Here is a 20,909-nt window from a genome sequence, read left to right on the forward strand (position 1 = left end):
TCAGACAGGATATCCCATGAACGTGGCTCCCCAATCGATCTTGACCGCCGACAAGGACTGGTGGCGCGGCGCGGTGATCTACCAGATCTATCCGCGCTCCTATCAGGACTCGAACGGTGACGGTATCGGCGACCTGAAGGGCATCACCGCCCGTCTGCCGCATGTGGCAAGCCTCGGCGCCGATGCGATCTGGATCTCGCCTTTCTTCACCTCGCCGATGCGCGATTTCGGCTATGACGTTTCAGACTATGAGAACGTCGATTCCATCTTCGGCACGCTGGTGGATTTCGACACGCTGATCGCTGAAGCCCATCGTCTCGGCATCCGCGTGATGATCGACCTTGTCATCTCCCACAGCTCGGATCAGCATCCCTGGTTCGTCCAGAGCCGCTCCAGCAAGACGAACGCCAAGGCCGATTGGTATGTCTGGGCCGACGCCAAGCCGGACGGCACGCCGCCGAACAACTGGCTGTCGATCTTCGGCGGTTCGGCATGGGCGTGGGATCCGACGCGCATGCAGTATTACCTGCACAACTTCCTGACCTCGCAGCCGGATATGAACCTGCACAATCCGGAAGTGCAGGATCGACTGCTGGATGTCGTGCGCTTCTGGCTCAATCGCGGCGTCGACGGTTTCCGCCTCGATACCATCAACTTCTATTTCCACGACCCGCTTCTGCGCGACAATCCGGCGCTCGCGCCCGAACGGCGCAACGCTTCGACGGCGCCGGCGGTCAATCCCTATAATTTCCAGGAGCATATCTACGACAAGAACCGCCCGGAGAACCTTGCGTTCCTGAAGCGCTTCCGTGCCGTTCTCGAGGAGTTCCCGGCAATCGCAGCCGTCGGCGAGGTCGGCGACAGCCAGCGCGGTCTCGAAATCGTCGGCGAATACACCTCCGGCAATGACAAGATGCATATGTGCTACGCCTTCGAATTCCTGGCGCCCGATCCGCTGTCGCCGGAGCGCGTCGAAGAGGTGATGCAGGATTTCGAAGCCGCCGCGCCCGATGGCTGGGCTTGCTGGGCCTTCTCCAATCACGACGTCGTACGCCATGTCAGCCGCTGGGGCGGGCTGGTCGCCGATCACGACGCCTTCGCCAAGCTCTATGCTTCGCTGCTGATGACGCTGCGCGGCTCTGTCTGCCTTTATCAAGGTGAGGAGTTGGGCCTCACCGAGGCCGATCTCGCCTATCAGGATCTGCAGGATCCCTACGGAATCCAGTTTTGGCCGGAATTCAAGGGCCGCGACGGCTGCCGCACGCCGATGGTCTGGGACAGCCAGGTGGCCCAGGGCGGCTTCTCCAGCGTCAAGCCATGGCTGCCGGTGCCGGTCGAGCATATCCTGCGCGCCGTCAGCGTCCAGCAGGGCGATGAAAATTCCGTGCTGGAGCACTATCGCCGCTTCATCGCTTTCCGCAAGCTGTACCCGGCTTTCGCCAAGGGCGAGATCGAATTCGAGGAGACGCAGGGCGAAGCGCTGGTCTTCACCCGCGAATATGGCAATGAGAAGCTGCTCTGCATCTTCAACATGAGCCCGGTCGAAACAGGCGTCACGCTGCCGGCCGGAGAATGGCAGGCATTGACGGGCCATGGCTTTACCAGCAACAACTATGGCGACAAGATCGATATTCCGGCCTGGGGGGCGTATTTCGCCCGTCTCGCTTAAGGATCAGGAGGGGAGTGAGAAATGACTGGACTGACGCTGAAGGATATCCGCAAATCCTACGGTTCCGTGGACGTTCTCCACGGCATCGACCTCGATATCAAACAAGGCGAATTCATCGTCTTCGTCGGTCCGTCCGGCTGCGGAAAATCCACGCTCCTGCGCATGATCGCCGGCCTCGAGGCGATCACCGGCGGCGAAATGTATATCGACGGCATGCTCGTCAATGACGTGCCGCCCTCCAAGCGCGGCATCGCCATGGTCTTCCAGTCCTACGCGCTCTACCCGCATATGACAGTCTTCGACAACATGGCCTTCGGCATGAAGATCGCCGGCGAAAGCAAGCAGGAGATCGACCGCCGCGTCCGGGCGGCGGCCGAGAGCCTGCAACTGACCAAATATCTCGACCGCCTGCCGAAGGCGCTTTCCGGCGGCCAGCGTCAGCGCGTGGCGATCGGCCGCGCCATCTGCCGCGATCCGAAGGTCTTCCTCTTCGACGAGCCGCTGTCCAATCTCGATGCCGCGCTGCGTGTCGCGACCCGTATCGAGATCGCCCGTCTGAACGAACAGATGGCCGATACGACGATGATCTACGTGACCCATGACCAGGTCGAGGCAATGACGCTTGCCGACCGCATCGTCGTTCTCTCCGCCGGCAATATCGAGCAGGTCGGCGCGCCGCTGGAGCTCTACGAACGCCCCGCCAACCTCTTCGTCGCGAAATTCATTGGCTCCCCGGCCATGAACATCATTCCGGCAACAGTCACCGCCACGGGAAGCCAGACGACGGTGACGCTGACCGGCGGCATGTCGGTGACGCTCGATGTCGCGACCGACGCGTCCGAGAAGGGCAAGCAGGCAAGCTTCGGAGTTCGTCCCGAGGATCTGAGGATTGCCGACGGCGCCGATTATGTTTTCGAAGGCGAGGTCTCCATCGTCGAAGCGCTCGGCGAAGTGACGCTGCTTTATATCGAGGGACTGGTTCCCGGCGAGCCGATCGTCGTCAAGCTGCCCGGCATCTACGATGTGCATAAGGGCCAGCGGATGCGATTTGCCGCCGACAGGCAGAAGCTGCATCTGTTTGATGCGAGCGGCCACACCTATCGGAAATGAGACAGCCATTTTTGGGGTAGTAACACCAGAAATTGTGCGTGACGGGCGGAATTCTCACTTTCTGTTAAAGATCGGCTGCTACCTTTTCCCAGTCAATTTATGAGGGGGATAAGCAAGTGGCCGCTTCCAATCCGTCACAGCCAAAATCTCATTTCCTGAGCAAGGAAGAATCCTTCATGTACGACCGCGAGGCGCGGTTCAAGATGGAGGACACTATGAATGCCGCGCGCATCGAATATACTGAAAAGGGCGTCATGCACGCGGCTTCGCGCCGCTGCGATATCGTCCGGATCTCGATGAGTAGCGCGACGCTCGCCATTCTGACTCAGTTCAACCTGCCGAAGCAGTTTTATCTGGATATTCCGGATGCCCGCATCACCAAGGTCGGTTGCCTGCTGATGAAGGTCAACGCCAACAATACCGTCGAAGTTCGCTTCCTGCGCCTTCTGACGCAGAAGGAACTCAACAAGATCTTCGTCTACAGCACCCATCCGGCGCATCGCGACTACGTCCTCGATATTCGAGCCTGACGGATAGCACCGGGCTGACGACATGGAAAACCCGCGGGGTGCTTCGCGCGCGCCCCGCGGGTTTTTGTTTGTGCCGAGCTTTCAGCTCAGTGGAAGAGTACGCTCGCACCTTGATCCGAAGCGCCGACGGCGCGGCGGAACGGCGCGAAGAGCTCGCGGCCCATGCCGAATTCATTGTCGGAAAGATCGACCGTCACCGGCTCGCGCTCGGCCATGTCGGCCGCATCGACGAGCACTTCGAGCGTGCCCTTGATCGCGTCCAGGCGAATGATGTCGCCGTCCTTGATACGGGCGATCGGGCCGCCGTCGACTGCCTCGGGCGTGACGTGGATCGCCGCCGGCACCTTGCCGGATGCGCCGGACATGCGCCCGTCGGTCAGCAGCGCCACGCGGAAGCCGCGATCCTGCAAAACGCCGAGCGGCGGTGTCAGCTTGTGCAGTTCCGGCATGCCGTTCGCCTTCGGGCCCTGGAAACGCACGACGGCGACGAAATCGCGGTTGAGCTTGCCCTCCTTGAAAGCGTCTTGCAGTTCCTGCTGGCTGTGGAAGACGATCGCCGGCGCCTCGATGACGTGGCGTTCCGGCTTGACGGCGGAAATCTTGATGACGGCCTTGCCGAGGTTGCCGCGCAACATCTTCAACCCACCATTCGCCTGGAAGGGCGTCTCGATGCTGGAGAGAACCTTCGGATCGTGGCTCTTTTCCGGCGAGCGCTGGCGCACGACGGCGCCGTTTTCACCGAGCTGGGCATCGACCGTATAGGCTTCGAGACCCTGGCCGAAGACGGTGCGCACGTCGTCATGCACCAGACCGTGCTTCAAGAGTTCCTTGATGAGGAAGCCCATGCCGCCGGCGGCCTGGAAATGGTTCACGTCGGCAAGTCCGTTCGGATAGACGCGGGCAAGCAGCGGCACGATCTCCGAAAGCTCGGCAATGTCCTGCCAGGTGAGCTGGATGCCGGCTGCCCGCGCCATGGCGACGAGGTGCAGCGTATGGTTGGTGGAGCCGCCGGTCGCATGCAGGCCGACGACGCCGTTGACGACCGAACGCTCGTCAATCATCTCGCCTGCCGGCGTAAATTCGTTGCCGAGCGCGGTGATCGCCAGCGCCCGCTTGGCGGCTTCGCGCGTCAGCGCTTCGCGCAGCGGCGTGCCGGGATTGATGAAGGAGGAGCCCGGCATATGGAAGCCCATGATCTCCATCAGCATCTGGTTGGAATTGGCAGTGCCGTAGAAGGTGCAGGTGCCCGGGCCGTGATAGGATTTCGATTCCGCCTCCAGGAGCTCGTCGCGGCCGACCTTGCCCTCGGCGAAGAGCTGGCGCACGCGCGACTTCTCGTCGTTTGCCAGGCCCGATGTCATCGGGCCGGCCGGCACGAAGATCGACGGCAGGTGCCCGAAGGAGAGTGCGGCGATCACGAGGCCCGGCACGATCTTGTCGCAGACGCCGAGGAAGAGGGCGGCATCGAACATGTTGTGCGACAGGCCGACGCCGGCGGCCATGGCGATCAGGTCGCGCGAGAAGAGCGACAGCTCCATGCCCGGCTGTCCCTGAGTGACGCCATCGCACATGGCAGGCACGCCGCCTGCCACCTGGGCGACGCCGCCAGCCTGAGCGGCAGCCTCGCGGATGATCGCAGGATAGGTCTCGAACGGCTGGTGAGCCGAGAGCATGTCGTTATAGGCGGTGATGATGCCGAGATTGGCGATACGGTCGCCGGCAAGCGCGTCCTTCTCGGCGGGGGAACAGACCGCAAAACCGTGGGCGAGGTTGGCGCAGCCGAGGACAGAGCGTTGCACGCCCTTGGATGCTGCGGCGCGCAGGCGTTCCAGATAGCGCTCGCGGGTCGGCTTCGAGCGTTCGACAATGCGGTTCGTGATCGCAGCAATGCGTGCGTGAGCGGACATGGAAAATCCCTGCCTTGTTCTGGTTCGTCTCTGTTTGTTCGCGGGTTCCGCCGGCCTGTCAGGCCATATCAGGGAGCCCAGTAAATCTCGACCGGGGAAGTGGCCCGGCGCAGAACCGCGCGGATCGGCATTTCTGCCTCGTCACCGCTGCCTTCCGCCTTGGCGAGAACGTCTTTTTTGCCTTCGCCCTCAATATGGAGAACCAGGAGTGCGGCATCCTCAAGACTGGAGAAGGTGAAGGTCAGGCGCGGCTCGCCGGCCCCTTCTGCCTCCATGGTGATGATGCCGCGCGGCGTCGATGCGTCAAGCGCCTCGGCAAGATTGCTACCGCCGGGAAAGAACGATGCCGTGTGGCCGTCACCGCCCATGCCGAGGATGACCACGTCGAAAGGAATGCCGATCTCGGCGCTTTTTACCGTTGCAAGCCGTGCCGCCTCCTCAACGGAAGCCGCGGGCTGGTAAAGCGGTACGAAACGCGCCGCCTTCGCCTTGTTCTGCAAGAGATTGGCATCGACAAGCAGGTGGTTCGAGCGCGCATTGTCGGCCGGAACGAAGCGTTCGTCGACGAGCGTGATCGTCACCTTGTCCCAGGCGATGTCGCGTGTCGACAGCACCTGGAAGAAGACCTTCGGCGTGGAGCCGCCGGAAACGGCGATGGATGCCGTTCCGCGGGCGGCAATCGCTGCCGAAAGCGTGTTGGCGACCTTGTTGGCGAGGCCATCGGCGAGGTCTGCTGCGCTGGCGAAGGAATGCAGGTTCGATGTCATCGATTTCCTCCTAGATATCGTCATGCCAGGTGCGGCCGTCACGCTCGATCAGCGCGATGGCCTGGCTCGGACCCCAGGTGCCGGCCGTATAGCCCTGCACCTGCTGGCCGGTCGTTTCCCACCCCTTGAGGATCGGGTCGACCCATTTCCATGCGGCTTCGACTTCGTCGCGGCGCATGAACAGGGTCTGGTTGGAGCGGATCACGTCCATCAGCAGGCGCTCGTAGGCGTCGGGATTGCGGACGTTGAAGGCCTGGGCGAAGCTCATGTCGAGCGAAACGTTGCGCAGGCGCATGCCGCCCGGGCCGGGATCCTTGATCATCAGCGACTGCTTGACGCCCTCATCCGGCTGCAGGCGGATGATCAGCTGGTTGGCGACGATGCGCCCGGCCGCCTGGTCGAAGATCGCATGCGGGATCGGCTTGAAGGTGATGACGATCTCCGACATGCGCCCGGCAAGGCGCTTGCCGGTTCTGATGTAGAAGGGAACGCCCGCCCAGCGCCAGTTGTTGATCTCGGCCTTGATGGCGACGAAGGTTTCGGTGTTCGAGACGCCCCCTTCGAGCTCTTCGAGGTAGCCCTTGACCGGCCCGCTGCCGGATGCGCCGGCGCGGTATTGACCGCGGACCGTCGCCTGCTCAACGTTGGAAGCATCGAGCGGCTTCAGCGCACGCAGCACCTTCAGCTTCTCGTCGCGCACGGCTTCCGAATCCATCGACGAGGGCACTTCCATCGCCGTCAGGCAGAGCAGCTGCAGGATGTGGTTCTGCACCATGTCGCGCAGAGCGCCGGCGGTATCGTAATAGCCGGCGCGGCCTTCGAGGCCGACCGATTCAGCCACCGTGATCTGCACGTGGTCGATGTAATTGGCGTTCCACAGTGGCTCGTAGAGCGCGTTGGCAAAGCGCAGCGCCATCAGGTTCTGCACCGTTTCCTTGCCGAGATAGTGATCGATGCGGAAGATCTGCTCTTCCTTGAAGACGCGGCCGATCGTATCGTTGAGCTGCAACGCCGAAGCGAGGTCGCGGCCGATCGGCTTTTCGACGACGATGCGGGTCGACTTGGTGATCAGCTTGTGTTCGTGGATCTTCTGCGAGATATCGCCGAAGATGCCGGGTGCCACGGCGAGATAAAAGGCGCGCACACGGTCCTTGCCTTCGTCGAGCAGCTTCTTCAGCTGATCCCAGCCGCTGTCGGCGCGGGCATCAACCGAGACGTAGTAGAGGCGGGCGCAGAACTTCTCCACTTCCTTGTCGTCGTATTCGCCCTTCTTGAGGTGTTCCTTCAGCGCATCGCGGGCAAATTTGCGGTATTCCTCATCCGTCAGCGGGCTGCGCGAGGCGCCGATCACGCGGGTCGGTTCGCCGAACTGGCCTTCGATCTGGCGATGATAGAGGGCAGGCAGCAACTTGCGTTCGGCAAGGTCGCCACTGCCGCCGAAGACGACGTAATCAAAAGGCTCAACAGGAATGATCTGGCTGCTCATGAGCTTGTCTCTCAATCAGGCTTGGTTGACGGCCCTTTTAATCTAATCGATTTAAAAAAGCCAGTGTGCAGTGCAATGAATCTCTCGGGCACCGGTTTTAGAGCGAATTTCCGGAAGAGGAAATCCGCAATCGGACTAAAACTTGTCGCGAAGCGCAAACCACGACAAGGCAAGGAAAAGCAACGGCGCCCGCATTCGCGCGCCGCCGGGAAAGGCGGGAATATCGAGCGATTTGAAGAGATCGAGATCGCCGGATTTTCCAAGCACCGCTTCCGCGTAGAGCTTGCCACAGTAGTTTGACAGCATGACGCCATGGCCGGAATAACCGCCGATCGAAGTCACACCGGGCATGACCTCGCGCACGAAGGGCTGGCGCGGCATGGTGATGCCGACGCTGCCGCCCCAGGCATGGGTGATTTCGATATTCTGCAGCGCCGGATAGATCTCGGCGATCTGCCGGCGGATATGCTGCGAAATGTCCTTCGGATTGTCCGACGTATAGGCCTCGCGTCCGCCAAACAGCAGGCGGCCGTCGCCGAATTTGCGGAAATAGCGCACGACGAAGCGCGAATCGGCCACAGCCTCGCACCCCGGCAGCACATCGGGATGTCCGTCGAGCGGGACTGTGGCGCCGATGAAGGAACGGATCGGCATGACATGACTTGCCGTCACCGGTTCGAGGTTGCCGATGTAACCGTTGCAGGCGATCAGCGCTCGGTCGGCGGTGATCGTGCCCTTTTCGGTTTCGATCGTCACCTTGCCGCCGCCCTGGCGCACCGCCTTTGCCCTGGTCATCTCGCAGATGGCGGCGCCGGCATTGGCGGCGACGCGAGCAAGCCCGACCAGCAGCTTCAGCGGATGGATATGGCCGGTGCCGACATCGCGCACCCCGCAATGGAAACGCTTCGAACCGAGCCTTTCCTGCGTTTCCCTCTCGTCCATGAAGCTGATGTGCGGATAGCCGTAGCGCAACGCGGCGATCTCGGCATTTTCCTGATAGTCGCGTTTGTAGCTCGCCTTGTGCGCGACATTGAGCTGGCCGGGCACGTAGTCGATCTCGATCTGGTGTTCGCGGGCGAATTCGATGAGATGACCCTTGGCCGCTTCGGCAAGATCGAACAGCGCCTTGGACCGTTCGTAGCCGATCTCTTTTTCGAGCTCTTCCGGCCACCACCGCTGGCCGGTGCCGAGCTGGCCGCCATTGCGCCCGGACGCCCCGTCGCCGACGCGGCAGGCCTCGATCAAGACCACCGAGACGCCTGATTTGGCAAGATTATAGGCGGCCTGCAGCCCGGTATATCCGCCGCCGATGATGGCGACGTCGCATGTTCTCGATCCGTCGAGAGCGGGATAGGTGGGCCGCTCGCCGACGGTTGCCTGATACCAGGATAGTCCCGGCGCGATCGGGCTCTGCCACATCTCTTTCGATGCCATGACAGTCCCCTCACACGTTGAGCAGAAGGAATTCCCGCTCCCAAGGGCTGATCACCTGCATGAAAGTCTCGAACTCACCGCGCTTGACGCCCGCGTAAAGGCCGATGAACTGCGCGCCGAAAATCTCCTCGAAGGCAGGCTCGTCCTCCAGCAGCGCCACTGCTTCCAGGAGGCCGCGAGGCAGGTCGATCGAGCCTTCGTTGGCCGAATCCTCGGTCGGCGCCGTCGGCTCGATCTGCTTCATGATGCCGAGCAGACCGGAGGCAAGCGAGGCGGCGAGCGCCAGATAAGGGTTGGCGTCCGAGCTCGGCAGACGGTTTTCCACGCGCCGCGCCTGCGGATCGGAAACCGGAACGCGGAAGGCGGTCGTTCTGTTGTCGTAGCCCCAAGCATTGTTGACGGGGCAGGACATATCAGGCTGCAGGCGCCGGTAGGAGTTCACGTAGGGCGCAAGCATCGCCATCGCGCTCGGCACGAATTTCTGCATGCCACCGATGAAATGGAAGAATTCCTTCGAGGCCGATCCATCCGCATTGGAGAAGACGTTCTTGCCGGTCTCGATATTAACCACTGACTGGTGGATATGCATCGCCGAACCCGGCTGGCCCTGCATCGGCTTGGCCATGAATGTCGCGTAGATATCGTGTTTCAGCGCCGCCTCGCGGATTGTGCGCTTGAACAGGAACACTTGGTCAGCAAGCTCGATCGGATTACCGTGACGCAGGTTGATCTCGAGTTGCGCCGGTCCCTCCTCGTGGATCAGCGTATCGATCTCCAGGCCCTGCTTCTCCGAGAAATGATAGATGTCGTCGATCAGTTCGTCGAATTCGTTGATGCCGGCGATCGAATAGCCCTGGCCGCCGAGGATCGAACGGCCGGACCGGCCTTTCGGCGGATGCAGCGGATAGTCTGGATCGTCGTTCTTGGCGACAAGGTAAAATTCGATCTCGGGCGCCACGATCGGCTTCCAGCCGCGGTCATGATAGAGGCTCATAATGCGCTTCAAGACGTTGCGCGGCGTATAGGGCACTTCTCCGCCGTCCGAATCGACGATGTCGCAGATCACCTGCGCCGTCGGGTCGCTCTCCCATGGCACGACCGAAAGCGTCGAAAGGTCGGGCATCAACTTCAGGTCGCTGTCGCGCGGCTCGTAGCGGAAGCTTTCCGTCTCGTCGGGATACTCGCCTGAAATCGTATGCCGGTAGATCGCCGAAGGCAGGGCCAGCGAGGTATTCGAGGTGAATTTCGAGCTCGGCATCATCTTGCCGCGCGGAACGCCGGCAAGGTCCGGCGTGATGCATTCAATGTCTTCGATGCCCCTGGCGCGCAGCCACTGTGACGCTTCCTTCCAGTTCGCAACGCCGCGCAGGGATCCGGGGTCCGGGGGAGTCTTCGTAGAGGCGGGTACGTTTCTGGCAGGCTTCAGCGTCGTCTTTTTTGGGGACATGACACACCGGTTTGCGTTGATCTTGACGCCATCATAACCAGACTTTGCCAATTGGCGAGGGGTTGAGAACGTTGACTTTCGTCCTTTGATGGAAAAAGAAGACGCGATTTTCATCGGGGAAACGGGTTTGCAGCGCAAAAGCGACGTCATCGTCATCGGCGCCGGGGCGGCTGGCATGATGGCGGCCATTCGCGCGGGAAAGCGCGGCCGCTCCGTCGTGGTCCTCGATCACGCAAGGGCGCCCGGCGAAAAGATCCGCATCTCCGGCGGCGGGCGCTGCAATTTCACCAATATCCATGCGGGACCGAAGAGCTTCCTTTCGGCCAATCCGCATTTCTGCAAGTCCGCGCTCGCCCGCTTCACGCCCGCAGACTTCATCGCCATGGTCGATCGCTACGGCATTGCCTGGCACGAAAAGACGCTGGGCCAGCTTTTCTGCGACGATAGCGCCAAGGACATCATCCGCATGCTGCTGGATGAGATGCGCGCAGCCGGCGCGATGCTGCATCTCGGCACCGAGATAACAGGCGTCGAAAAGACCGGAGCCGGTTTCCTGGTATCGACGGGTGAAGGTCACTATGAAGCATCGTCGCTGATCGTCGCGACCGGCGGCAAGTCGATCCCGAAAATGGGCGCCACCGGCTTTGCCTATCGCCTCGCCGAGCAGTTCGGCCTGGCCGTGCTCGAAACCCGCCCCGGCCTGGTGCCGCTGACGCTCGATCCCGGCCTGCTCGAAAGCATCGCGCCGCTCGCCGGCATTTCCGCTCCGGCCGAAATCCGCCATGGCAGGACCGCGTTCCGAGAGGCTCTGCTCTTCACCCATCGGGGGCTGAGCGGACCTGCCATCCTGCAGATTTCCTCCTACTGGCGCGAAGGCGACGAGATCGTCGTCGCGATCGAACCGGATATCGAGATCGCGGCGCATCTGAAGACGGCAAAGCAGCGTAACGGCCGCCAGTCGCCGCAGACCGCACTCGGCGAGATACTGCCAAAGCGGCTGGCACAGTTTCTCGCGGAACGCGAAAAAATCGCCGGCAACATGGCCGACTTGCCCGACAAGGCGCTGCTGCGCCTTGCCGCCGCCGCGCAGAGTTGGTCGATCAAGCCTTCGGGCTCGGAAGGCTACCGCACCGCCGAAGTGACGCTCGGCGGCATCGATACAGCGGCGCTCGACTCCCGCAGCATGGAGGCAAAAGCCGTACCCGGCCTCTATTTCATCGGCGAATGCGTCGACGTCACGGGCTGGCTCGGCGGCTATAATTTCCAATGGGCATGGGCATCGGGATTTGCCGCGGGCGAATGCGCCTGAAGTTCCCTGTCGCCGTCCCCTTCAGGAGCGCGCTCATAAGTCTCAAGGCGACATATATTAGCAATAGTGATTCAAGACTTCTTAAGAGAGGTGCGCCATCCTGTCTCAATTGGCGGTTAGCAAAGCTCTTCCTAGATTAAGCTTTACCGGCAAGCCGTTTTGTTGGATTGTTGTGTCAGACAGAAGTGAGGTTTCGAGCATGACCAGAAACACACGACGCGCCCGTGCCATTGCAATTGCGCAGGCAAAGCCGAATTCCAGGATGGTCGCCCTGCGTTATCTGATGCTTGCCGCCGGCGCCACCGCCGCCAGCCTCGCGCTGCTGCTATCGCACTTCATCTGATCCTTTCGCGAGGACTGTGACCAGGCTTGACGGACGCGATGGCCGCATCGCGGCGCTCAGTCTGACAATTTGCAACTATTTCACCGTCTTGGCTTAACCCGCGATCACCGCTTATCCGAAAATTAATATCTAATCTGACACAATTGCCCGCGAATATTTGGGCATCTCCAAGTTGTTGGAAATGAATGGGCAATGACTGCCGCCTGGCCTCCGGGTTTCCCAGTGTCGTTAAGAACAGCTCGATGTGCACCCGGCTGGCGCCATGTGGCCGCCGGCGGGAGGAGTGGTGTATGAAAGGCCCGGAACGCAATGTTGATTGACAAGATTCTTTCCCGCTTCAGGATCAAGACGAAGGTCCTGATCTTCGTTCTGCCCTTCGTGGTCACCATTTCGGCCGTGGGCTTGACGGGGCTCTACGCTTCGGGGCTTCTGCAGGGCCGCATGGAAATCTCCAACAGCGTGCTGCAATCGCTGAGCGGCTTCAAGGATCTTTACGGTTCGATGGACGACTTCCTGCGCATCACCAGCCCTCAGGCTCGTGACAAGCTGCTCGCAGATCTGAAGACCCAGCAAGGCGTGCTCGACGCGACGCTGAACCAGGTCGGAGAAGAGGCTGCCGGCCGCGACAGCCTTGCCGAAGCTTCGAGCCGCACCAAGGACATTTCGGGCGTAGTCGACAAGCTCTGGGCTCTGCATGAACAGGAGCAGGCCTTGCATGAGCAGATCGATGCGGCGCAGAAGAGCCTGATCAGCACCCGTTTCACGGTTTCCTACCAGGCCGAGGAATTGCAGACCGCGCTCCAGAGCGACGAAGGCGCCGCGACCGTCACCCTTCGCACGGCCGACCGCCTGCTGAAGGGCGGCGATTTCTTCGGCACCGTGGCCAGCGGCTACGCCAAGCCGCAGACGCCGCAGGACAAGATCGCCTACATCAACGAACAGATGCCCGCGATCATCAAGTCGCAGCGCTTGATCGCCATTTCGGTTCCGGCCAACCAGAAGAACGTCATCGACGCGCTGGCAGCGACCATCGACGGCATCAAGGCGATCGCCCAGATGCCCAGCCCGACCGATGACAACATCACCGAACTCGGCCGCCTCGTTTCGCGCTTCCGGCAGACCTCGACCTATACGCAGCTGACCGCGACGCAGATGATGCGTCAGGCGACGCAGAGTTTCGCTGAACTCGAGGGCCGCATCGGCCAGACCAACTCCGTTCTCCAGGATACCCGGCGCCTCGAAAATTCGGTCTACTCGCTGCAGATCGTCCTTTCCGATTTCCTCGCCAACTCAAGCAAGGACAATCTCGTTCGCCTGCAGCAGCAGACGGGCACGCTGAGCAAGGATATGCAGGTGCTGGCCACCAGTGCCAAGGGCATGGGCTTTGCCGAAGGCATATCAGACGCGATCCAGCCGGCGCTCGACGCTATCTCCGGCGGCGGTTCGAAGATCGTCGATACGATCGGCGAGCGCGTCACGGCCTATGCCGCCGCCCGCCAGGAACTCGATCAGATCTGGACGAAACTCACCGATTTCGCCGAGCTGCAGAAGCAGACGGCCGGCACCGAACGCACCCAGGCAAACAGCATCTCCGTGCTGACCACCGGTCTCGGTATTCTCCTGTCGATCCTCGGCGGCATCGCCCTGGTGCTGACGCTGCAGCGTCCGATCAGCCAGATCACCGGTGCGATGCGCCGCATCGCCGAAGGCGCGCTGGACACCAGCATCTCCGGCGAGCAGCGTTACGACGAAATCGGCGACATGGCGCGTGCGCTCGGCATCTTCAAGGAAAATGCCATCTCGAAGATCCGCATCGAGGAGCAGAGCGACGAGGAACGCGCCGCCGCCGAACACGAGCGCCAGCGCAACGATGCCGAAAAGCGCGAGATGGACCGTCAGATCGAATTCGCGGTCAATCAGCTTGCCGCCGGCCTCGAGCGCATGTCGCAGGGGGATATCTCGACGACGATCGAAACGCCCTTTATCGGCCGCCTCGAACAGCTGCGTCAGGATTTCAACGGTTCGATGATGCGCCTGCAGGCGACGATGAGCCAGATCCGCGACAACGTCGAACTGATCCAGGGCAACGGCAACCAGATGGCCCAGTCGGCCGAGGACCTCTCCAAGCGCACCGAACAGCAGGCTGCCTCGCTCGAAGAGACCGCGGCCGCCGTCGATGAGATCACCGTCACGGTCCGCTCGTCGGCCGAACGCGCCAAGGATGCCGACCAGATCGTCCGTCAGGCCAAGCGCAGCGCCGACGATTCCGCCGTCGTCGTCAGCAACGCGATCGACGCGATGGGCCGTATCGAGGAGGCCGCGCGCCAGATCGAGCAGATCATCGGCGTCATCGACGAGATCGCCTTCCAGACCAACCTGCTGGCGCTGAACGCCGGCATCGAGGCGGCGCGCGCCGGCGAAGCCGGCAAGGGCTTTGCGGTCGTCGCCATGGAAGTGCGCGAACTGGCCCAGCGCTCGGCAGCAGCGGCACAGGAGATCAAGGGCCTGATCAACAAGTCGACCAACGAGGTCAGCTCCGGATCGCAGTTCGTGCAGGAAACCGGCACCGTGCTTGCCAAGATCAGCGCTCAGATCGTCACGATCAGCCAGCATGTCGAGATGATCGCCCGCGCCAGCCACGACCAGTCCAATGCACTGCAGAGCGTCAACGCGACCGTCAACCAGATGGACCAGATGACGCAGCAGAACGCCGCGATGGTGGAGGAGACGACCGCCGCCAGCCGCGAACTGGCCGACGAAGCGGATTCGCTGCGCCGTCTCATCCAGCAGTTCAAGATCGACGGCGAAGCGACCCAAGCGCAGGTCTACCGCGCCGCCTGATCGCCAAACGATCCCGTCCTTATTCAAACGGCCCCGTCGGGGCCGTTTGTTTATCGTGCAGAAAACGGAAAACGTCCGAAACGAAAAGGATTAATATCTCCGGCAGCCATGTTTACGGAACGTTTTCCTTAACGCTTTTCGTCTAATTTAACCTCGGTTTATCTCCCGGGGGTTTTGATGCTGCGCCTTTTCTCTTCGTCGATCGTACGCCAGATCGTTGCGATCACGCTGTTTCTGCTGGCGATCAGCACGGCCGCCATCGTTGGCGTGACCTACTACAATCTCAGCCGCTATGTCATGGATGGGGCCGTCTCCGACGCGAAGGACGCCACCCGCGCCATGGCCGTCCTCTATGGGGCTGCCGATCAGGCTGCGAGGATCGAGCTGAAGGAGAACCAGCTCTCCACGATCACGGAAGACGCCATTCCAACACTTGCCGATCATTCGCTGGTCGATCGGACTGCGCAGTCGATCGCGGGTGTTGCGACCATCTTCCAGAAGCAGGGCGGCGACTACGTCCGCATCTCCACAAACGTCAAGAAGGAAAACGGCGACCGCGCCGTCGGCACGAAGCTTGCAGCCGATCATCCCGCCCAACCGGTTCTCGCCAGGGGCGAGGCTTACTATGGTCCGGCAGACCTGTTCGGCCGCAAGTTCATGACCGGCTATTTCCCCGTCAAGAGCGCATCAAGCGCCAATGTCGGCATTCTCTTCATCGGTATTCCGATGGAGGTCTATTACCAGCACATGGATCGGCTGCAGATGCTGGTTCTCGGCGCCGGCCTCGTCGTCATGCTCATCGTCGGCGTTCTCGCCTTCTATGCGATCCGTCGGTCGGTGAAACCCTTGCAGGCGCTGACCGCGAGCGTCCACTCGATTTCCTCGGGCGATCTGGAGGGAGCGATCCCCTGTGTCGGGAAGAAGAATGAATTCGGCGACATCGGCCGGGCCCTGGCGCTTTTCCGTGACAGCGCCCGCGCGCGGCGCGACCTGGAGACGCAGGCGGCCGAACAGCGTGCTTCGAGCGATGCAGAACGCGCCAGGAACGATGCCGACAAGCGCTCGCTCGACAGCCAGATCGATTTTGCCGTTAACCAGCTTGCGGCCGGCCTCGGGCGCCTGTCGCAGGGCGATGTCTCGCAGACGATCGGCACACCCTTCGTCGGCAGGCTCGAGCAGTTACGCGTCGATTTCAATGCATCCCTCCTGCGGCTGCAGGATACGCTCACCGCTATTCGCGACAGCGCCTCGACGATCCAGCGCAACAGCAGTGCCGTCTCCACCTCTGCCGGCGAGCTTTCCAAGCGCACCGAGGCACAGGCCGCCAGCCTCGAAGAGACCGCGGCCGCCGTTGAAGAGATCACCGTGACGGTGCGCTCGTCCGCGGAACGTGCCCGTGAGGCGAACAATGTGGTGGCCGCGACCAAACGTACGGCCGACAATTCCGGCGCCGTGGTCGGCGATGCCGTCGCTGCCATGGAGCGTATCGAACAAGCTTCGCAGCGCATCGAGCAGATCATCGAGGTCATCGACGACATCGCTTTCCAAACCAATCTCCTGGCGCTGAACGCCGGTATCGAGGCTGCACGCGCGGGCGAGGCGGGCAAGGGCTTTGCCGTCGTCGCCCAGGAGGTTCGCGAACTCGCCCAGCGTTCGGCCGACGCCGCGCGTGAGATCAAGTCGCTCATCGAAACCTCGGGCCGCGAGGTGACCGCAGGTTCAGAGCTGGTCCAGAAGACCGGCAGCGTCCTTGCCTCGATCAGCCATGAGATCATCGCGATCAGCGGCCATGTCGAGACCATCGCCACCGCCAGCCGGGATCAATCGGCAGCATTGCAGGAGGTCAACGGCTCGGTCAACGCCATGGACCAGATGACCCAGAAGAACGCCTCGATGGTCGCCGAGACGACGCAGGCAAGCCGCCTGCTCGCCGGCGAGGCCGATACGCTGATGACGCTGATCGAGCGCTTCCGCATCGTCGCCGGTTCCGCCCCTTCTCATCTCGGAAGCAGAAAAGCCGCGTGAGCCCCGCAGTTACAGCTACTGGGGGATTGCGCCTCGGCTTTGCCTCGCCTTCCCAGACCGAGATCAAGGGACGCTAGCCAGCCACCGAAGCGAATGAGGCGGCTGTTTCCAAACTCGGCATAGAACTTGTCCTCGTCCGTTTTGCAGCCGCGTCGCGGATGGTAGTGCCGAAATCCTTGGATGCCGGCTATGGTGATGATGTCGATCATGGTGATGTCCTTTCCTGTAGAAGGCATCACTGATCTAGGCATCGAATTTCTCTTCATAAACGGGCAGAAACCCACTATGTTTTTCATCAATGAAAAACGCGAATTGGGATTCCTATCAGCTCTTCCTGCAGGTCGCGCGGCTCGGCGGCTTAACCGGGGCAAGTAGCGCAAGCGGATTGAGCCCCGCGACCGTCGGCCGGCGGATGCTCGATCTCGAGCAGGAGATCGGCCGTGCGCTGTTTTCGCGCAGCCAGACCGGATATCGCCTGACGCAGGACGGTCAGGCGCTGCTCGATCATCTTCAGGAGATGGAAGCCGCCGCCCGCAAGGTGGAGGCGTGGCGGCAATCCGGCGAGGGCGGCGCGACCGTCAGGATCGCCGCCGGCACCTGGGTCGCATGGCTGCTGACGGAGAATTTCGCCGCGATCCGCATGCCGGGTGACACGTTCGCCATTTCACTCACCATCGGCGAGGCGCGTGCAAGTCTTGCCTATCGCGAGAGCGATATCGGCATTCGCGCCTTCGAGCCGGAGGAGGCCAATCTAGCGGCCCGTCTGCTCGGAGAGGTGGCCTACGCGGTCTATGCCAGGCGCAATGCCGCCGAGGCCGACGAGCGCTGGATTGCGGTCGCCGAGGAGGAGGCGATATCGGCCTATCTGCGCTGGCCGCACGCAAACGCCGCGGCAGGGATCATCGCTACGGTCAACCGGCCGCGTTCGCTGCCGGATCTGGTGCGCGCCGGCGCCGGCAAGACCATACTTCCCTGCTTCGTCGGCGATCTCCATCCGGAATTGCAGCGGCAGGGCGGCGAGCTGCCGGAATTGCGCCACCGGCAATGGATCGTCATGAATGCCGAGGACCGTCATCGTCCGGAAATCCGGACGGTCGCCGACCGCATGACCAAGCTCATCAGGAGTTATGCCGATCTCTTCGCTGGCAAACGGCCGAGTCGTGCTTAGGATTTAAGGCATCAGCCGGCGCACCAGCGCCACCTGGCTGTTGACCCCGAGCTTGGAGTAGATGTTTTTGAGGTGCGAGCGGGCCGTCTCATAGCTGACGTCATGTGTCGTGGCCGCCTCCCGCAGCGAAAGCCCGTCGGCGATCGCAGAGGCGATGCGCATCTCGGCCGCCGTCAGCTGTTTGTTGCGCGCCAGCGTTTCATTGATATCTGCCCTCAGCGCCGGGCCTGTCCGCTCGATGATGAGCGCTATCGTCGGTCCTTCCAGGAAGGCGGTGATGAAATCGGATTGCAGCCTGACGACAGTGCATTTGACGCTGCCGTCTTTCGTCTTGACGAGCATCGACGAAGGCGGCGTGCTCGCCGACACATGATGGTGGTTCAGCATGTCGAGCTGGGCGCCCAGCGCAGCATCGCCGATGACGATCCGCCCGGACCCGCTGATGCCGAGCCCGACACCCTCGGCAAGCATGCGTTCCGCGGCCTTGTTGAACGAGCGGATCTGCCGGTCTTCGCGGAGATAAACGATGCCGACGCCGATGGCATCGAAGAGCGCCAGTCCGATTTCATCGTTCTCATAATCGCGACGATCGCGCCGAATGAAATCGAAGGCGCGTTTGAGATGCGGCGCGAGATCGCTCAGCAGGTCGGCATTCGCCCGATTGCGCTCGGGATCGGCCGAGGAGGTCAGGGTCGACAGGTTGAAGGACCGGCCGTTCTCCCGCATGATGGTGACGCCGACGCTGCTTTCGCAGCCGATCGCTCGGATGTAGTCGTTGTAGAATTCGGTCTTGAGGAGATCGCTGCGCGGCAGCATCTGTTCGGCGATGACGCCAAGGCCGACCGGCCGGACGGCAGCCTTGGGCATCCAGGGATTGATCCTCGCATAGTAGCGGTTATAGGCATCGACTTCCGCATCCTGAATGCCGGAGGCGAGAGAAAGACCGCCGGTGCGCGCGATGGAATCATGGAAGAACAACGTGGATTTCGCGTCCGGCATTGTCTCGTTCAGCGCATCGAGAAAAGCCTGCCATGTCGTCTCGCCGAAGAGCGCGGCGTAGATCAGATCGGTCAAGGCTTCGAGTCTGGGATGCGGGGCGCCGGACATTGGCAATTCCGTTCGAAGATGGCCCATTATGGCTCGACTTCGCGGCGGTGACAATTGCGGCAAATGTGACTGCGGGATAGCAGGACGCCCGCGCATCTCCTGCGACGCGCGGGCACTCTGACCGAAGAACGGCCGACGCCGTCGGCCGTCTTTCGTCAATGTCGATGGGTAACGACGACAGGAATGAGCAGATCGCCCCAGTTACCGTCGCCGCCGTGATGGCGGGCTGAGCGCACCAGCTCCACCGAGACGCCGGCCTCGACGGCTTTCATGACTGATTGGTTCAGCCGGTGCAGGTCGTTGGCGAGCATGCGGATCGTCGTCTGCTGATCCTCGCTCATGCTGCTTGCCTGTTCCTCGGCCCGTTCTCTGACGCGTGCGATGGATGCCATGGTCTTCTCCTCCTCTTCGGGTTATTCCGCAGCCGGTTTGAACTGCGCATGTTCGGTGGAATCATGCATTGCCGTGGTCGAAGACCGGCCACCGGTGATGGCGAGAGACACGGCGTCGAAATAGCCGGTGCCGACCTCGCGCTGATGTTTGGTGGCGGTGTAGCCGTTGACCTCGGCGGCGAATTCCGCCTGCTGCAGCTCGGAATAGGCTGACATCTGCCGCTGCCGGTAGCCGCGCGCCAGTTCGTACATGCCGTAATTCAGCTGGTGGAAGCCGGCGAGCGTGATGAACTGGAATTTGTAGCCCATCGCGCCGAGTTCGCGCTGGAACTTTGCGATCGTCGCCTCGTCGAGGTTCTTCTTCCAATTGAAGGACGGCGAGCAATTATAGGCGAGCAGCTTGCCGGGATGGACCTTATGCACGCCTTCGGCAAAGCGCCGCGCCTGATCGAGATCCGGCTTTGAGGTCTCGCACCAGATCAGATCGCAATGCGACGCGTAGGCGACGGCGCGCGCGATACAGGGTTCGATGCCGTTTCTGACCTGGTAGAAGCCTTCGACCGTGCGCCCGGCATCATAATCGACAAAGGGCTGGTCGCGCTCGTCGATATCGGAAGTCAGGAGCTTTGCCGCTTCCGCATCGGTGCGGGCGATGACGAGCGTCGCAACACCCATGACGTCGGCGGCAAGCCGGGCGGCGTCGAGATTGCGGATATGGGCAGCCGTCGGGATCAGCACCTTGCCGCCGAGATGGCCGCATTTCTTCTCCGAGGCCAGCTGGTCTTCGAAATGAACGCCCGCCGCACCCGCTTCGATATAGGCCTTCATGATCTCGAAGGCGTTGAGCGGTCCGCCGAAGCCTGCTTCCGCATCGGCGACGATTGGCGCGAACCAGCTGTCGACGGAAAGGCCTTGGCCTTCCGATGTCTCGATCTGATCGGCGCGCTGGAGCGTGCGGTTGATGCGCTTGGCAAGTTCCGGCCCGGCATTGGCGGGATAGAGGGATTGGTCGGGATACATGGCGGACGCCGTATTGGCGTCGGCTGCCACCTGCCATCCGGAGAGATAGATCGCCTTCAGTCCGGCGCGCACCATCTGCATGGCCTGGTTGCCGGAAAGCGCGCCAAGCGCGTTGACGAAATCCTCCTGATGCAGAAGCCGCCACAACCGGTCCGCTCCCATTTCGGCCAGCGTATGGCGCAGCGCCACCGATCCTCTGAGCCGTTGCACATCCTCGGCCGAGTAGGGCCTTTCGATGCCGTCAAAACGGCTCGCCGGTGCGTTTGGAACCAGTTTGTAAAAATCGGTCATGCTGCTCTCCTCGCTGAGGTCCTATGCAAAAGTGGATGCATGACAAGATTGACAATATTCCTC

General features: G+C 61.8%; 17 protein-coding genes. 8 read left to right on the forward strand and 9 right to left on the reverse strand.

Features of this window, described 5'->3' with window-relative positions:
• The first annotated feature begins 16 nt into the window (after nucleotides 1-16).
• From NE852_RS04150 to NE852_RS04160, 3 genes are all read left to right on the forward strand, one after another.
• Nucleotides 17-1,669: an alpha-glucosidase gene (locus NE852_RS04150; RefSeq protein WP_008523614.1), complete on the forward strand. Its 1,653-nt coding sequence runs from the start codon at nucleotides 17-19 to the stop codon at nucleotides 1,667-1,669.
• Between the two features lie 21 nt (nucleotides 1,670-1,690).
• Complete coding sequence (locus NE852_RS04155) at nucleotides 1,691-2,779, forward strand: ABC transporter ATP-binding protein (protein WP_258156214.1); 1,089 nt, start codon at nucleotides 1,691-1,693, stop codon at nucleotides 2,777-2,779.
• 176 nt (nucleotides 2,780-2,955) lie between these two features.
• Nucleotides 2,956-3,309: a hypothetical protein gene (locus NE852_RS04160; protein ID WP_008523602.1), complete on the forward strand. Its 354-nt coding sequence runs from the start codon at nucleotides 2,956-2,958 to the stop codon at nucleotides 3,307-3,309.
• An 86-nt stretch (nucleotides 3,310-3,395) separates the two neighbouring features.
• Here NE852_RS04160 and edd read toward each other — a convergent pair whose 3' ends face one another.
• The 5 genes from edd to NE852_RS04185 all read right to left on the reverse strand — a co-directional run bounded on the left by edd (nucleotide 3,396) and on the right by NE852_RS04185 (nucleotide 10,350).
• Nucleotides 3,396-5,216 (reverse strand): phosphogluconate dehydratase, encoded by a 1,821-nt coding sequence (gene edd, locus NE852_RS04165; RefSeq protein ID WP_258156215.1) that lies wholly within the window; start codon nucleotides 5,214-5,216, stop codon nucleotides 3,396-3,398.
• A gap of 68 nt (nucleotides 5,217-5,284) precedes the next feature.
• A complete protein-coding gene (pgl, locus tag NE852_RS04170; protein ID WP_008536823.1) occupies nucleotides 5,285-5,983 on the reverse strand; it encodes a 6-phosphogluconolactonase in 699 nt (232 codons plus the stop codon).
• Nucleotides 5,984-5,993: 10 nt separating this feature from the next.
• A complete protein-coding gene (gene zwf, locus NE852_RS04175; RefSeq protein WP_258156216.1) occupies nucleotides 5,994-7,469 on the reverse strand; it encodes a glucose-6-phosphate dehydrogenase in 1,476 nt (491 codons plus the stop codon).
• A gap of 135 nt (nucleotides 7,470-7,604) precedes the next feature.
• Entirely contained in the window at nucleotides 7,605-8,903 is a 1,299-nt protein-coding gene (locus NE852_RS04180) for an FAD-binding oxidoreductase (protein WP_037170778.1), read from the reverse strand.
• A gap of 10 nt (nucleotides 8,904-8,913) precedes the next feature.
• Entirely contained in the window at nucleotides 8,914-10,350 is a 1,437-nt protein-coding gene (locus NE852_RS04185) for a glutamine synthetase family protein (RefSeq protein ID WP_258156217.1), read from the reverse strand.
• 88 nt (nucleotides 10,351-10,438) lie between these two features.
• Here NE852_RS04185 and NE852_RS04190 point away from each other — a divergent pair, with 88 nt between their 5' ends.
• The 4 genes from NE852_RS04190 (at nucleotide 10,439) to NE852_RS04205 (ending at nucleotide 16,868) form a co-directional block, all read left to right on the forward strand.
• The gene (locus NE852_RS04190) at nucleotides 10,439-11,659 is read left to right on the forward strand and encodes an NAD(P)/FAD-dependent oxidoreductase (RefSeq protein ID WP_258156218.1); all 1,221 of its coding nucleotides are present in this window, start codon (nucleotides 10,439-10,441) and stop codon (nucleotides 11,657-11,659) included.
• Nucleotides 11,660-11,858: 199 nt separating this feature from the next.
• A complete protein-coding gene (locus NE852_RS04195) occupies nucleotides 11,859-12,002 on the forward strand; it encodes a hypothetical protein (protein WP_008523583.1) in 144 nt (47 codons plus the stop codon).
• Between the two features lie 309 nt (nucleotides 12,003-12,311).
• Nucleotides 12,312-14,843, forward strand: a complete 2,532-nt coding sequence (locus NE852_RS04200; RefSeq protein ID WP_008523580.1) for a HAMP domain-containing methyl-accepting chemotaxis protein — start codon at nucleotides 12,312-12,314, stop codon at nucleotides 14,841-14,843.
• A 177-nt stretch (nucleotides 14,844-15,020) separates the two neighbouring features.
• Nucleotides 15,021-16,868: a methyl-accepting chemotaxis protein gene (locus NE852_RS04205; RefSeq protein WP_258156219.1), complete on the forward strand. Its 1,848-nt coding sequence runs from the start codon at nucleotides 15,021-15,023 to the stop codon at nucleotides 16,866-16,868.
• Here NE852_RS04205 and NE852_RS04210 read toward each other — a convergent pair.
• A complete protein-coding gene (locus NE852_RS04210) occupies nucleotides 16,841-17,077 on the reverse strand; it encodes a hypothetical protein (protein WP_128623500.1) in 237 nt (78 codons plus the stop codon). The genes NE852_RS04205 and NE852_RS04210 overlap by 28 nt on opposite strands.
• 89 nt (nucleotides 17,078-17,166) lie before the next feature.
• On the opposite strand from NE852_RS04210, the gene NE852_RS04215 reads away from it, so the two are divergent.
• Complete coding sequence (locus NE852_RS04215) at nucleotides 17,167-18,036, forward strand: LysR family transcriptional regulator (protein WP_258156220.1); 870 nt, start codon at nucleotides 17,167-17,169, stop codon at nucleotides 18,034-18,036.
• A 3-nt stretch (nucleotides 18,037-18,039) separates the two neighbouring features.
• Here NE852_RS04215 and NE852_RS04220 read toward each other — a convergent pair whose 3' ends face one another.
• The 3 genes from NE852_RS04220 to aceA all read right to left on the reverse strand — a co-directional run bounded on the left by NE852_RS04220 (nucleotide 18,040) and on the right by aceA (nucleotide 20,846).
• Nucleotides 18,040-19,143: a helix-turn-helix transcriptional regulator gene (locus NE852_RS04220; RefSeq protein ID WP_008523548.1), complete on the reverse strand. Its 1,104-nt coding sequence runs from the start codon at nucleotides 19,141-19,143 to the stop codon at nucleotides 18,040-18,042.
• A gap of 155 nt (nucleotides 19,144-19,298) precedes the next feature.
• Nucleotides 19,299-19,535, reverse strand: coding sequence for a hypothetical protein (locus tag NE852_RS04225; protein ID WP_008523546.1), 237 nt, complete (start codon nucleotides 19,533-19,535; stop codon nucleotides 19,299-19,301).
• 21 nt (nucleotides 19,536-19,556) lie between these two features.
• Nucleotides 19,557-20,846, reverse strand: a complete 1,290-nt coding sequence (gene aceA / locus NE852_RS04230; RefSeq protein ID WP_008523544.1) for an isocitrate lyase — start codon at nucleotides 20,844-20,846, stop codon at nucleotides 19,557-19,559.
• Nucleotides 20,847-20,909: the final 63 nt, after the last annotated feature.

The sequence above is a fragment of the Rhizobium sp. Pop5 genome, assembly GCF_024721175.1.
GTDB lineage: Bacteria > Pseudomonadota > Alphaproteobacteria > Rhizobiales > Rhizobiaceae > Rhizobium.

Bases quoted from the DNA above. Each gene is read 5' to 3' on its own strand.
- NE852_RS04150 (WP_008523614.1), top strand. From the start codon at position 17: ATGAACGTGGCTCCCCAATCGATCTTGACCGCCGACAAGGACTGGTGG.
- NE852_RS04155 (WP_258156214.1), top strand. From the start codon at position 1,691: ATGACTGGACTGACGCTGAAGGATATCCGCAAATCCTACGGTTCCGTG.
- NE852_RS04160 (WP_008523602.1), top strand. From the start codon at position 2,956: ATGTACGACCGCGAGGCGCGGTTCAAGATGGAGGACACTATGAATGCC.
- edd (WP_258156215.1), bottom strand. From the start codon at position 5,216: ATGTCCGCTCACGCACGCATTGCTGCGATCACGAACCGCATTGTCGAA.
- pgl (WP_008536823.1), bottom strand. From the start codon at position 5,983: ATGACATCGAACCTGCATTCCTTCGCCAGCGCAGCAGACCTCGCCGAT.
- zwf (WP_258156216.1), bottom strand. From the start codon at position 7,469: ATGAGCAGCCAGATCATTCCTGTTGAGCCTTTTGATTACGTCGTCTTC.
- NE852_RS04180 (WP_037170778.1), bottom strand. From the start codon at position 8,903: ATGGCATCGAAAGAGATGTGGCAGAGCCCGATCGCGCCGGGACTATCC.
- NE852_RS04185 (WP_258156217.1), bottom strand. From the start codon at position 10,350: ATGTCCCCAAAAAAGACGACGCTGAAGCCTGCCAGAAACGTACCCGCC.
- NE852_RS04190 (WP_258156218.1), top strand. From the start codon at position 10,439: ATGGAAAAAGAAGACGCGATTTTCATCGGGGAAACGGGTTTGCAGCGC.
- NE852_RS04195 (WP_008523583.1), top strand. From the start codon at position 11,859: ATGACCAGAAACACACGACGCGCCCGTGCCATTGCAATTGCGCAGGCA.
- NE852_RS04200 (WP_008523580.1), top strand. From the start codon at position 12,312: ATGTTGATTGACAAGATTCTTTCCCGCTTCAGGATCAAGACGAAGGTC.
- NE852_RS04205 (WP_258156219.1), top strand. From the start codon at position 15,021: ATGCTGCGCCTTTTCTCTTCGTCGATCGTACGCCAGATCGTTGCGATC.
- NE852_RS04210 (WP_128623500.1), bottom strand. From the start codon at position 17,077: ATGATCGACATCATCACCATAGCCGGCATCCAAGGATTTCGGCACTAC.
- NE852_RS04215 (WP_258156220.1), top strand. From the start codon at position 17,167: ATGAAAAACGCGAATTGGGATTCCTATCAGCTCTTCCTGCAGGTCGCG.
- NE852_RS04220 (WP_008523548.1), bottom strand. From the start codon at position 19,143: ATGTCCGGCGCCCCGCATCCCAGACTCGAAGCCTTGACCGATCTGATC.
- NE852_RS04225 (WP_008523546.1), bottom strand. From the start codon at position 19,535: ATGGCATCCATCGCACGCGTCAGAGAACGGGCCGAGGAACAGGCAAGC.
- aceA (WP_008523544.1), bottom strand. From the start codon at position 20,846: ATGACCGATTTTTACAAACTGGTTCCAAACGCACCGGCGAGCCGTTTT.